Origin of the sequence: Arsukibacterium ikkense, assembly GCF_000987775.1 — a bacterium.
In the GTDB taxonomy this organism is placed as follows: Bacteria; Pseudomonadota; Gammaproteobacteria; order Enterobacterales; family Alteromonadaceae; genus Alishewanella; species Alishewanella ikkense.
In genome coordinates this window covers 346,191-358,946 of record NZ_LAHO01000003.1, presented here as the reverse complement: position 1 = coordinate 358,946, position 12,756 = coordinate 346,191, and the positions used below count along the sequence as shown (strand labels likewise).

General features: G+C 48.0%; 15 protein-coding genes. 14 read left to right on the top strand and 1 reads right to left on the bottom strand.

Annotation, left to right across the window (positions count from 1 at the left end; genetic code table 11):
* Positions 1-193 precede the first annotated feature (193 nt).
* The 14 genes from WG68_RS05360 to WG68_RS05295 all read left to right on the top strand — a co-directional run bounded on the left by WG68_RS05360 (position 194) and on the right by WG68_RS05295 (position 10,524).
* Entirely contained in the window at positions 194-781 is a 588-nt protein-coding gene (locus tag WG68_RS05360) for a hypothetical protein (protein ID WP_046556598.1), read from the top strand.
* Positions 782-926: 145 nt separating this feature from the next.
* Positions 927-1,310 carry a hypothetical protein gene (locus tag WG68_RS05355; RefSeq protein ID WP_046556597.1) on the top strand — a complete coding sequence of 128 codons (384 nt, stop codon included), beginning with the start codon at positions 927-929 and terminating at the stop codon, positions 1,308-1,310.
* Positions 1,311-1,495: 185 nt separating this feature from the next.
* Positions 1,496-1,891, top strand: a complete 396-nt coding sequence (locus WG68_RS05350; RefSeq protein ID WP_046556596.1) for a hypothetical protein — start codon at positions 1,496-1,498, stop codon at positions 1,889-1,891.
* A 101-nt stretch (positions 1,892-1,992) separates the two neighbouring features.
* Positions 1,993-3,063, top strand: coding sequence for a serine hydrolase domain-containing protein (locus tag WG68_RS19040; RefSeq protein ID WP_052748974.1), 1,071 nt, complete (start codon positions 1,993-1,995; stop codon positions 3,061-3,063).
* Positions 3,064-3,334: 271 nt separating this feature from the next.
* Entirely contained in the window at positions 3,335-3,523 is a 189-nt protein-coding gene (locus tag WG68_RS19700; protein WP_152663034.1) for a hypothetical protein, read from the top strand.
* 293 nt (positions 3,524-3,816) lie between these two features.
* On the top strand, positions 3,817-4,272 hold the full coding sequence (locus tag WG68_RS19035) for a Coq4 family protein (RefSeq protein WP_052748973.1): 456 nt from the start codon (positions 3,817-3,819) through the stop codon (positions 4,270-4,272).
* 75 nt (positions 4,273-4,347) lie between these two features.
* Complete coding sequence (locus tag WG68_RS05330) at positions 4,348-5,145, top strand: glucose 1-dehydrogenase (RefSeq protein WP_235357677.1); 798 nt, start codon at positions 4,348-4,350, stop codon at positions 5,143-5,145.
* A 111-nt stretch (positions 5,146-5,256) separates the two neighbouring features.
* A complete protein-coding gene (locus WG68_RS05325; protein WP_046556593.1) occupies positions 5,257-6,192 on the top strand; it encodes a YihY/virulence factor BrkB family protein in 936 nt (311 codons plus the stop codon).
* Between the two features lie 113 nt (positions 6,193-6,305).
* The gene (locus WG68_RS05320) at positions 6,306-6,596 is read left to right on the top strand and encodes a YkgJ family cysteine cluster protein (RefSeq protein WP_046556592.1); all 291 of its coding nucleotides are present in this window, start codon (positions 6,306-6,308) and stop codon (positions 6,594-6,596) included.
* 121 nt (positions 6,597-6,717) lie between these two features.
* Positions 6,718-7,095: a hypothetical protein gene (locus WG68_RS05315; RefSeq protein WP_046556591.1), complete on the top strand. Its 378-nt coding sequence runs from the start codon at positions 6,718-6,720 to the stop codon at positions 7,093-7,095.
* 118 nt (positions 7,096-7,213) lie between these two features.
* The gene (locus WG68_RS05310; protein WP_046556590.1) at positions 7,214-7,999 is read left to right on the top strand and encodes an ABC transporter ATP-binding protein; all 786 of its coding nucleotides are present in this window, start codon (positions 7,214-7,216) and stop codon (positions 7,997-7,999) included.
* Entirely contained in the window at positions 7,996-8,982 is a 987-nt protein-coding gene (locus WG68_RS05305) for a FecCD family ABC transporter permease (RefSeq protein WP_046556589.1), read from the top strand. Before WG68_RS05310 ends, WG68_RS05305 begins: the two co-directional genes overlap by 4 nt.
* A gap of 1 nt (position 8,983) precedes the next feature.
* Positions 8,984-9,634, top strand: a complete 651-nt coding sequence (cobO, locus tag WG68_RS05300) for a cob(I)yrinic acid a,c-diamide adenosyltransferase (protein ID WP_046556588.1) — start codon at positions 8,984-8,986, stop codon at positions 9,632-9,634.
* Between the two features lie 38 nt (positions 9,635-9,672).
* Entirely contained in the window at positions 9,673-10,524 is an 852-nt protein-coding gene (locus WG68_RS05295; protein ID WP_200897542.1) for a cobalamin-binding protein, read from the top strand.
* 21 nt (positions 10,525-10,545) lie between these two features.
* Here WG68_RS05295 and WG68_RS05290 read toward each other — a convergent pair whose 3' ends face one another.
* Positions 10,546-12,582, bottom strand: a complete 2,037-nt coding sequence (locus WG68_RS05290; RefSeq protein WP_200897541.1) for a serine/threonine-protein kinase — start codon at positions 12,580-12,582, stop codon at positions 10,546-10,548.
* Positions 12,583-12,756 lie beyond the last annotated feature (174 nt).

Below are 12,756 nucleotides of genomic sequence, written 5' to 3'. Positions count from 1 at the left end.
CTGGGGGAGAAGGCTCAATGAGTATCAAACAAATTTTATCGCCAGCCAAAAACGCTGGCTGCGACGTCAACTCGCTGCGCGCCTTTCCTCGCTAAATTTGGGCGTTATGCTCTTTGAGAACGGCCTAAGTTCGCAGGCTATAATCATGATAAATGCACTTGGATAAACGTCATTTATAAAAGGAAATTATGGAATGCGAAGTCAATTTTTAGTTTTTATGTCTTTAGTACTGCTGAGTCTTTGTAGCACTGCTATGGGTTCTGATGTAACACAACAACCGAAACTAGCTGACTATACAGATGGCGAAAAATGGGTCTGGAAGTATAAAGGTGTAACATCATCGGGGGAAATACGTGCTGATGGAATAGATACCAAAAAAATAATAAGCAAAAACGGCGAGTTATTTATGGTTACTGCTCCTCGTACATTTCCATTAACAGATATTGTTAAACCAGTTGATAGCAAGAAAGCTCGGTATAATTGGCCTTTGCAGGTTGGCAAAAAGTGGACATTGGAAGAGCACTGGGAAAGCGAAGACGGTACAAAAGGCTCCACTATCCAAGATGCAAAAGTGCTCTCTTTTAAAGCTGAAACTGTAGAGGCTGGAACCTTTATGGCTTATACCATTCAGTACAAAGGAAAAATTACAAATACCCGTGGTTACAGTGCAAATACGGAAGATATTCATGTTTATGCTCCTGAGTTAAAAATGTTTATTAAACTAACTCAGATACAAGATGACTATGTGTATGTAGAAGAATTGATTGAATATTCTAAATAATAAAGGCTAACAATACGCAACATTCGCTTGCTTCGGTCGCAGAGTTGCCAACCACGCTGTGGTCGCACACCCATTTGCGCGGCGTTAGGCGGCATATAGTGCCGAGTACGAGTAATCGCAAACTCCAAAGAATAGGGAGAGATCTATGAACACAGCATCGAAACCATTGAGTGAGTCAGTCTTGCGCCGTCTTACGAATGACGCTGTCACTATGTTTCTCGGCGAGGCGGCACGCTACGAGGCGGCCGCTCGACCCGGTCTGCAGTTGGCCTTGTGCAACGAAGCGGTTGCTGACATGAATATGCTAATTGTTGGGGCCGGCGCTGACCACGGTCACTTCCGGCACATGTTGAATTCGTGCCTTGAACGACAACTTCCGTTTCTCACCATTATCTTCCCTGAGGCTGGCAAGGCACTTGACGGCATCGCAGCCGATCTAGGCCTTGCCTACGCGGTGGACTTCCCGTTTATGGTGCGTGATGACGTGCCACTCGAGGCATCCGGCAACCCCGACGTTGAAGTCGTTTGAGCGTCTGGTACGGAGGACGCCGATGCAAGCGCGGATGTGTTGGTTTCAGCCTATAGCATGCCCAAGGACAGCGTACTTCGAGCGCTGCCTGCGTCCTTATTCGATTCGACAGGCGTCGATGTCTACGTCGCTCGCGCAAATTACCGATAGTCTCAGGAACAACAACAGTGAAAAAGGCAAAGTAAATGTCAGTATTTATTAAGTTTCGACTGCTATTTATAGCTGGCGTAAGTTTTGTTATTTCGGCATGCGTTACTTTGCCCGGACATCGCCAAACAATAGATGAAGAAAATTTCTTCTTAAATATCACTGCCCCAACTCTTGCTATAAAAAACGAAATTCGTTTTAACTCAGAAAAAACAGAACTGTTATTTCTGCCTAAAGGTGCGCAGCTCGAGTTCGTTGTTTCAGATAACCTCGGAAAGCATCAGCTCTCGGTGCAAAAACACCAAGAGACTATTGTTTATAACTACCGGTTAAATGGACAAAAAATGACATTTGGAGTCAACGAGAAAGAGTGGTTTGCATCGCAAATTCCTATTATCATTGATAAAATCGGTCTTAAATATGGTCAGGGCTAGGCATAACAAACGCCAGCAAACCGCGCTGGCTGCGGCGTCAACCCGCTGGCGCGTTTTTGTCGCCCGTGTACACTGCGTTAGCTGATAAAAATGGACCTACTATGAAGTTACTTTTACTATTCTTAAATGTTTTTTTTCTAATTTTACCCGTGTGTGCAAAAGAAGCCTTGAGTAACGAATACTGGGATAGAATTGAAAAAACTGTGCTGGAAACAAGTTTCAACGGCACGATAGTGGTTGGACGTGGAGACCAGACTTTTTTTCAGAAAAGTGTTGGCTATGCCGATCCAGCAAAAACAATCCCACTTACCGCTAATCACTTATTCAGTCCGGGTTCTGTGGGAAAAGAATTTACAACGGTTTCTATTATGCAGCTTGCTGCAAAAAACAAACTGAAGTATCAGGACAGCATTACAAAATACGTTGATGGATTGCCTGCTTGGGCCAATAAAATAACCATAGAGCAAATACTTACTCACACATCAGGCTTACCTGATGTAAAGTGGAAAGAGGGCATTAATACGGCCGATGCGATTCAGCAGATCCAGCAGGGAACGCTGGTTTTTGAACCTGGAACTGGCTACAAGTATACAAATTTGAACGTCGTTGTTCGCGCTCTGATAGTCGAAAGTATCATTGGACAAAGCTATGCAGACTACGTTGATTCTTCAATTTTCAAAGTAGCGGGCATGACACATGCGTTTCATCAAACCGAAAATGAGCACGTATCTAAAACTGTGGTTTCAGGTGACTTCCCTACAAATATGGCAGGTTTAACTATCTACTTAACGCCGATGGACTTGTTTAGGTTTGAAAATGCGTTGTGGAATGGCTCATTACTAAGTACAGAACAATTGAGACAGGCATTGCCTGGCGATAGTTTGTCGGGGCAGACGAACAGAGCTTACTTTGATTTTGGCAAATTCTTCGTCGACGATAATGGTTCTTTGGTCACTTGGGAGCATGATGGCTCAAATCCCAGCCACCATACGATTAAACACCATGACTTTAACTCTGGGAATATATTTATTTTAATGTCTAGTGATGGCAATAAATCGACGTTATACAAATTATTAAACGAACTTAAGGCGTCAATTTCGGAAGAACTTAAACCTACAAATTTAAGAGCTCACAAACCAATGCAGCCGATCGTTAACGCGTCAGCTGATTGAAGCGTTAAGCTTTTTGGAGATACATTTGAAACTTCTGGTTCTGCTCTTTTTGTTGGCTAATCCAGTATTTGCAACTGAGCATCGTGTTATTGAAGATGCTGAGAGACAAAGGGATATTCCAATCCAAAAGCGACAAATCTTGTCTTGATATTCCTACCAAAAGCATGCAAAGTTGCTAACAAATAATAAACAGAAAAGCCGGGGCAAATGCAGTGTGCTCATCAGGTTTTTCTACAGGCTCGTTAGCAGAAACAAGAAAAAGGAGATTCTTTTGAGTCCAGATTACATTGAGGTTGGTAAGCAATATTTTGTCGGGTGGGGAACGTTAATGCTAATTAATGCCGTACTGGCTCAGGGCAAAAATCGTAGCGGTTTAGTTTGGTTTTTAGTTTCATTAATTTTAGGGCCTATTGCGACATTGATATTGGCGCTAGTCCCGAAGCTACCTGAAAGTCAGTAGATACAGCTCCGCTAGTAACCAGTTTTAAGTTTCCGGTCATTTCGCGCTATCGCATTTGGCTGGATCGTTTTTTAATTCATATGTGCAATGCTACCGCGGGACTGTCTACGCTGTCCTGCGGTCGATCCTGACGATTGTGTACATTAAAACATAGTACTGATTACTATTACTCCCAAAAACATTGACGTTTACAAGCTGAGGGTGGGTATGGGGTCTTCTTTAACTTCGTAATTTGGGTCTTTAGGTTAGGCGATAATGATGGATCAGGCGCAGCTGTATCAAAACTGGCATATATGAATAGACATCGAATAGTAGCAAAATTAATTGGATGGAGTGTACCGTTCCTAAACCTATTTAGAAGACCGGAGCCTTGGCCCTACGATCTTGATGAACTACAAAATCTTGAAGAGGGAACTTTGGGGAAAGAACTACATCGATTCTTGCACTCAAGAAATCTTGGTTATTTACCGAAATATGAAGTGCATGACACCTATCACGCGCTTCTAGGTTACGGAACAACTGTGACAGAAGAACTAAAATTGCAATCTTTTATGTGGGGAAATAAAAATTCAACCTTCGCAGGGAAGGTTTTATTTATACTAGGTTTTATCGTCTTTCCTTCAAAACGCGACATTATGAGGGCAGAGATTAAACGTGGCAAAAGCGCAAAGAAGCTATCTGGTATCGATGTCGTATCAATTATCCCCGTGCAGCTAGTTAAACTAAGGACCGATTTATGTATAAACTAGCTGTTTTAGCTGCAGTAATTTTTTTCGTGTTCATTATCTGGGTAATTTATCAAGCTAACACAGGAGGCAATAATTTTGAGACTCGAAGGAAAAGTTGCTTTAGTCACTGGAGCTGCTAAAGGTATTGGTGAGTCGATTGCTCGGCATTTTGCAGCGGAAGGTGCTTTTGTTTATGTCACGGATATTGATCAGGACAATGGGCAGCAAGTTGCGTCATCTCTCAACCAATCTGCTTGCTTTGCTTTGTTGGATGTTCGCCATGAGGAAGATTGGCAAAAATTGACAGGGAAAATAATCGAAGCGCATGGTCGACTTGATGTTGTCGTAAACAATGCTGGTATTACTGGTTTTGAAGATGGTTTTGTACCGCATGATCCAGAGAATGCCACCATAGAGTCCTGGCGCAAGGTGCATGAGACAAACCTCGATGGTGTCTTTCTAGGGTGTAAGTACGCTATTAAAGCCATGCGCGCCACGGGTAAGGGTTCCATTATCAATATATCGTCGCGTTCTGGTATCGTCGGTATTCCAACTGCTGCAGCCTATGCTTCTAGTAAAGCAGGTGTGCGGAATCATACTAAAAGTGTAGCCTTGTACTGTGCACAACAGAATTTGAAAGTGCGCTGTAATTCAATTCACCCTGCTGCAATTTTGACGCCTATGTGGGAGCCGATGCTGGGTAATGGGCCAGAGCGTGAGGCTAATATGGCCGCTTTTGTTCAAGATACACCGCTTAAGCGTTTCGGTTTACCCGAAGAAGTAGCCTGTGTTGCTGTTATGTTGGCTTCAGATGAGTCTGGCTATTTAACAGGAACGGAGATAAATGTTGACGGCGGTATTCTCGCTGGTTCAGCTGGCACACCTGCGACATAATGTCTAACCATGGTAACAAGTTGCCCGCGTTTCTGGCGGTCGCTACACACTGCACGCAGCCCGTATCCGGCATGCCGGAACAGACACGGACTCATCGAGGTATTTTCGAGTATGGTTTTTAATAGTTACCACAAACTCCCTGCTGTGCTAAGGCACTGGTTCAGCATTCTGGGAGCCACTGGCCGCAACTGGCTGGCTAGCCAGGCTTTTATTTACGCGGCAGCGCTGGCGTTTTTCACTGTGTTTTCTATCGCGCCAATCCTGGTGGTGGTGGTGGCGCTGGTTGGGCTGGTTTTAGGCGAGAGCGCTGTGCAGGGACAACTTTTTGCGCAGCTTGAAGGTACCCTGGGTGCAGAAGTGGCTGGCGTGGTGCAAACGGCGGTGATCAATTCGCAAATAGACCAGAGTGGTATCTGGCCGGCGCTGATCGGTATCGTTGCCACTATAATTGGTGCCACTACGGTGTTTGCACAAATGCAGCAGTCTTTGAACCAGATCTGGGACGTTGCGCCTCGTCCTGCCAGGAATAACCTGTGGATTTTTATCAAAAGCCGCCTGCTGTCGCTGACGATCATTCTGGCTATTGGCTTTATTCTGTTAGTGTCACTGCTGTTGTCAGTGGCCTTGCGCAGCATTATGGTGTTCGCTGAAGAATGGCTACCGATCCCTGGCTTTGCAATGGTGGGTTTGGAATTAGTGCTGTCGCTGCTTGTGATTACGCTGCTGTTCGCGGCCATGTTTAAGATATTGCCTGATGTAATATTGTCCTGGCGAGATGTTCTGCTCGGTGCCTTTATCAGTGCCGTGTTGTTCACACTGGGCCGCTCGCTGATTTCTACCTACCTGGCCTATACTGCGACGGCATCGGCCTATGGCGCTGCAGGATCACTGGCTCTGCTGCTGCTCTGGGTGAACTATTCTTCAATGATTCTGCTGTTTGGAGCGGCCTTTACCCGGGCGCATCTTGAAGGCAGAGGCAAGAGCGTCCGTCCCAAAAGCACTGCAGTATGTGTGCACAGGGAGTTAATCGAAGACGAGCAAACCTGAAGATAGTGAATAATCTCGCGTGGAAAAAAAATTGGCAAGGTTTAAGCGAACAACTGCCCGTCGAAAGCGTGTATGATGCCGACTTTCAAGGCTGCCATGAGTAACCCGGCTTAATGGATATCGAAATTACAAATTTACCTGCTACTACCGTGAGTTGCGCCAGTTGCCAGGCCTGCTGCTGCCGGTTGGAGGTGATGATTATTTCTGATACGGGGGTGCCTGCTCAGCATATTGCCGTGGATGACTGGGGTGGGCAAACCATGTTGCGCCTGGCCGATGGCTGGTGTTCGGCACTGGATCGCGAGACATACCGTTGTACGATATATGAACAGCGGCCCTGGGTTTGCCGCGAATTTGCCACCGGCTCTGATGATTGCCTGACAGAAAGAGCGACCATGCTGTAGCGAGCGGTTGAGATGTTCGGCACTGAGCGTTCAATGGGTTTTTTTGGCAGCAAGATTGCAAAAAAGCTATTTTCTGTTTAGATTGGTTAGCATAATTAGCAACAGATGGCAGGGAATAACAATGAAAAAATGGTTAGGTGCCGCAGTGGCCGCGTTGATTGTAACTGCACCTGTGCAGGCAAACACCCAGGATTATAAATTAATAACCGTAGCCGGTTATTTAAATTTTTATCTGTTGAATATAAATGCCTGCCAGGATTTTCATCCTGCGGTGCGCCAGGCAGCGTATGATGCCGAAAAACAACTGTACCCCTGGCTGGATAAATTGCATGCCAAACTGGGTGATGGCCAGCAGGTTGCGCAGATTGTGTTGCGCCGCCGTGCCATGTTAAATGAACAGATAAGTGAAGGCGACTTTACCCTGGATCATTGTCTGGCGATTGTGAAGATATTAAACGAAGACGGCTTAGACAAAACCCTGTTGGCCAGTTTAGACTAGGGCTGGTTGTAGCGGCACCTGTTGTCAGGGGGCGCTGTCAGAGTAAAAAGGTTAACCGCAGATACTGCCGGCATTATGCCGGCAGTATTGTTTAATCAGGAAAATTCAGGAGCTGCGTTTGCCCCCGGCGTTGTTACGACTTAATCAAGCCTCACTGAGCATAGCGGGTCAAACCATCGTTGCGCCCGTGAGTTTCAGCGCCAGTAAAGGCGACTTTATCGGTATTATTGGCCCCAACGGCGCCGGTAAAAGTAGTTTGTTAAAACTGATCAATGGCACCCAGCCATTAAGTTCGGGTGATATTTTGTTACAGCAACGGCCGTTGCATAAATTAAGCAGCCGGCAACGCGCCTGTAAAATTGCCAGTGTCAGCCAGGTAAGTCCGCCGGTGTTTGCGTTAACAGTTTATCAGGTTGCCGCCATGGGCTTGCTGCCGCATAAAGGTTGGTTTGACGGCAACACCAGTGTTGATGAACAGCAAATTGCCCTGGCACTGCGCCAACTTGGCTTGCAGGATAAAACCAAGGCATTAGTGGAAACCCTGTCGGGCGGTGAGTTGCAACGGTTATATCTGGCCAGGGCATTGGTGCAGCAAGCTGAATTGCTATTACTGGACGAACCGACTAACCATCTTGATGTGTTATATCAGCACCAAATTTTACAACTTAGCCGTGGCCTGGGTAAAACGGTACTGGCCTGTTTGCATGATCTGAACTTAGCAGCCCGCTACTGCAATAAAATTGCCTTGTTGCATCAGGGGCAGTTGCTGGCTTTTGGCAGCCCGGAGCAGGTGTTAACCAGCGAACAGCTCAGCCGGGTATTTCAGTTGCCCTGCGAGGTGAAGGTTCATCCGCTGCATGGCAAACTGCAAATTACCTTCTTTGCCAACGAGACACCGCTATGAAGCAACCTGTAACGCTGAGCTTATTGTTGTTAGCCTTGCTGGCCAGTGGCTTGCTCAGCCTGACGATTGGCAGCGCCAGTTTAACCGTAACAGAAGTATGGCACGCGTTGCTGGGTAATCAGCAAAACCCGCTGGCCAGCACTATTGTCTGGCAGGTGCGGCTGCCACGCTTAATTTGTGCCATGTTGGTGGGCGCGGGCCTGGCCATCGCCGGTGCCGTGTTGCAAAATGCCAGTCGTAACCCGCTGGCCGATCCCTATCTGTTTGGCTTAATGGCGGGTGCTGGCCTGGGCGCCACTATCGCCAGTATTTTATTGCCACCCCACATGTTAAGCCTGGCGCTGGCGGCATTTTTAGGCGCATTATTTGCAGTGGCACTGGTATTTCTGGTGTGTGTGGGCAAGCAGTGGCGCAAAATAGAAATGACCCTGCTGGCCGGGGTGGCGGTGTCGTTTATGCTAAGTGCGATCAGTAGTTTTATTTTGTATTTTGCTGAGCCATTTGCCGCCAACAAAGTAATTTTCTGGCTAATGGGCAGTTTAAGCCGCACTGATTGGGGCAGTGTCGGATTAATTGCGCCGGCGGTGACGGTATTGTTGCTGGTGGCCTTAATGCTGCGCCGGCAATTGGATGCACTGCTGCTCAGTGACGAAAGTGCCCAGACGCTGGGCGTTAACCCCACCCGTTTACGCTTTATTTTGCTGCTGCTAACGGCGCTGGTCACTGCTTGTATAGTGGCGCAATGTGGGGGAATCGCTTTTGTTGGTTTGATGATCCCGCACCTGGTGCGTTACTTTGTTGGGGTAACTGCGGTGCCGCTGCTACTGGGGTGCGCGGTATTTGGTGCGTTATTTCTGGTCTGGATTGATAATCTGGCCCGTAGTGCCCTGTTAACCCAGGAAATACCTTTAGGTATTATTACCTCAGTGCTGGGTAGTGTTTTTTTTCTGGTAATAATGCGCAAGCGCAGGAGCCTGGCTTAGTATGACAATTGATAATAGCAATCAACCTGATACATCTGAACAACCGGTCGCCGATGAGCAGAGCCGCCAATCGCGTCATAAGCAGCGCCAGCAGAAGTTACAACAGCAGGTGCAGCAGGGGATTGCTAAGGCGACCACTGAAAAAGGCCTGCTGCTGGTGATCACCGGCAACGGTAAAGGCAAATCGACTTCTGGCTTTGGCACGGTAGCCAGGGCGGTAGGCCATGGATTAACGGCAGCTGTGGTGCAGTTTATAAAAGGTAGCTGGGAGTGTGGCGAGCGTAACTTACTGCAGCAGCATCAGGTGGAGTTTGCGGTGATGGCGACCGGTTTTACCTGGGATACCCAGGATAAAGCGGCTGATATTGCCGCGGCTGAGCGGGTTTGGGCCCGGGCTGAGCAACTGTTAGCCGATCCGGCCATTGATTTGGTGCTGCTGGATGAGCTGACGTATATGGTCAGTTATCATTATATTGAACTGGAACGGGTCGTCCGCGCCATACAGCAGCGGCCGGCCAGCCAGCACGTGGTGATTACCGGCCGCGCCTGTCATCGTACCCTGTTAGCAATGGCCGATACCGTCAGCGAAGTACAGGCCGTTAAGCACGCTTTTGATGCCGGAATTAAAGCCCAGCGTGGCATTGACTGGTAAAGGGCCTGGGCCGAACAACCATTTAGAAGGAATAAACAGTGCCTGAGCTAAGCAATAAAGTGTTGTTGGTACCCGTGTTGCTGCTGTTGGCAACTCTGTTACCGACAGTGCAGGCGGAACAGGGCGCCACGCCCAAGCGGATTATTGCCCTGGCGCCACATATTACCGAATTGCTGTATGCCATTGGGGCGGGCGAACAGCTGGTTGGGGTAAGTGCCTACAGTGATTACCCAACAGAGGCTCAGGTACTGCCGCAAGTCGCCAATTATGCTGGTATTAATCTGGAGGCGGTGTTGGCGCTGCAACCCGATTTAGTGGTGGCGTGGAAAACCGGCAATGTGGCGGCTGACGTCAGCCGCTTGCAGCAATTTGGTATCAGAGTGGCGTTCTCTGATCCACTGTTGATTGCGGATGTCGCCGATGAGCTGAGGTATTTAGGGCAACTTACCGGCCGGCAACAGCGTGCAGAACAGGTTGCTGTGCAGTTTGAAACAGAGTTAGCCGCGATAAGCGCGGAGTATCAGCCTAAAAAACGGCTTAAGGTATTTTTCAGTATGGGCACCGAGCCGTTAACCTCAGTCGCTAACGCGGCCTGGCCAGCGCAGGCACTGCAACTTTGCGCCGGTGACAATATTATGGTTAACGCAAAAAACGATTATCCGCAACCGGGGATAGAGCAGGTGCTGCAAGCGCAGCCTGAGGTGATTATTCAGGCCACGGCCGGCGCAAAACCGGCCGCGGTTAGTTTCTGGTCGCCATACCCGGTGATACCTGCGGTGGCGCTAGAGCAGTTTGTTACGGTCGACGCTGATTTACTGTATCGTACCAGCCCCCGCACCTTGCAGGGGATCCGCCAGTTGTGTCAGGGGCTGGATCAGTATCGCCAGTAACCGACTACTGATAAACAGGTATTAACTGTTGATACTGCTCATTAAGGTATTAGCGCGGCGCATCAAACGCTCGGCACTGCGTACCTGATTGGTTCGCAACAGCTCACCAGATAACGCCAGATATTTATCAGCCAGCTGTCGTTTTAAGCCTACCAGTAAGACAAAATCATCAGGTAACCGGCTGCTGTAATGCTGATACTGCTCAAATACGGTGTCGGTGTCAGTTGCCGTGTTACTGGCCGCTAGCTGCTGAGTTAACTGTTCAAAGGTTTGCTGATAAAAAACAGCAGCTTCCTGATGCGGGAAGGGCAGTGGCGTAGTGGTGTCTTTCGCATCGTTGTAGGCAGCCATCGCTGCCACAGCCGCTTGCAGTTGTTCGCCACGCTGCAGCAAGTCACGGGTTTGTTCAGTGTTGGCAAACAGCTGCGCTCCGGCTTTAATCAGCGCCTGTAAAGCGCTGGCATCATGCTCGCTACTGGCGCTGGCAAAGGCGGCCTGATAAGCTGCTATTTCCTCGTCATCAGGTACAACACTATAGTGTTGATCCATCCGCTGCAGGTCATCAAGAATATTGTAAATATCGGTGTTACTGGCATCTTGCTGATATTGCTGACTAAGCAGCAGGTTATTCAACTGGTTACGCAGTACACCCATTGCAGTTTGTTTGCTGCGGCTCATATTTGCTGCAATATCAGATAGATAGTATGAATCAGGATATAAATTACGGGCTTGCTGCAACAGTTGTTCAATTTGCGGGTAATCGGGGTAGTTATGCCGCCGATCACTGATCACCTGGTCTATTTGTTGCTCAAAATAGGCCAGAAGTTTATCTGACTGCAGACGAAGCAGACCAGACCGTACCAGGGGCCCGGCCTGTTCCAGTTCGGCAAATGCGGCAAGGAAATCCTCGGCACTACTGTTGGCCAGCTGCAAATAGCTGCTTTGTTGTTGTTGCTGTTGTAACTGCTGTTGTTGCAGCGCAAGCAGTTGTTGCTGTTGCTGGCTATATAGCTGCCACAAGACAGCAACGCCCAGTAATGCCGCAAAGGCTGCTGTAGCCAGCGGCCAGTAGCGACGGTTAAAGTTGTTTAATAGCTGCGAAATACTGATAGTACGCGCAGTGCTGTCAAAACGTAATGCGCGCTTTAATGCCAGCCATTGCAGCAGATTAACATGGCTGGGTTTAGCCGCATGCTTTTGCTGCGCATAAGCTTTGTCGGCCGGGATCCGTTCAAACGGGTGCTTACTGGTAAGCAACTCATAGCTGATACAGGCAAATGAGAAGGTATCGTCAGTTACTGCTGGCGTTTTACCTGCCAGTAAATCAACACTGGCGTAGGCCGGAGTATAGCCACTGAGTGCTGCGGCAGGATTATGCTGCTCTGCGGCGTAAATATCGTGGTTCAGCTGTAAGGTATGCGCCACGCCGAAATCCAGTACCTTTAACTGCCCACTGCGGTTGACCATAATATTGGCTGGTTTTAAATCGGCGTGCACTATGCCTTTAGCGTGCGCATAGTTCAGGGCGGCGCCTAACTGGTCAAGTAGTTTTATTGCCGCATTCAGTGGCAGGCCTTTTGGTTTGTAGCGTTTAATCACCTGATCAAGGCTTTCACCATCAAGGTATTCCATCACGATAAAGTAACAATCCTGATCACAGTCAACATCAAATACCCTGACAATATTCGGATGAGAGAGTTGCTGGGTTTTATGTGCTTCCTGTAACAACAGTTGCAGCGCTTCAGGTTGGCTGATGAATTGTGGCTGCAGCACCTTAATCGCAACCTGGGTATCATTGACGCCGGCATTTGCCAGGAAGGTATCACGTGCCCGATAGACATCACTCATGCCACCTGAACCAATTTTACATTCCAGCACATAACGGTTTTTGATGGTTTTACCACTTAAATCACTGGCGGGCGCTGCTGGCGGTGCACTATTTGGCCGGGCAAAGCGGGTTTTTTCATTGTCATCTGCCACTGTGGTGCTTGCCGTCAGATCTTTACTGATGGCAGCAGTGTTATCAGGTGGTGTTGTTTTATCGGCGTTATCAGACATCTTAATAGTTACCTTTTCAGTTCCTTCTGCGGCTGTGCCCATTACTATGTTACGGCACATACCACCCTGATTTACAAATGAATGACATCTCAGGTTTTAATCAGCGCAAATACTACGCAACCTACTGCCACACTGAAACATTGTTTTATGCCGGACGAAAAGCGCTAAAACAAG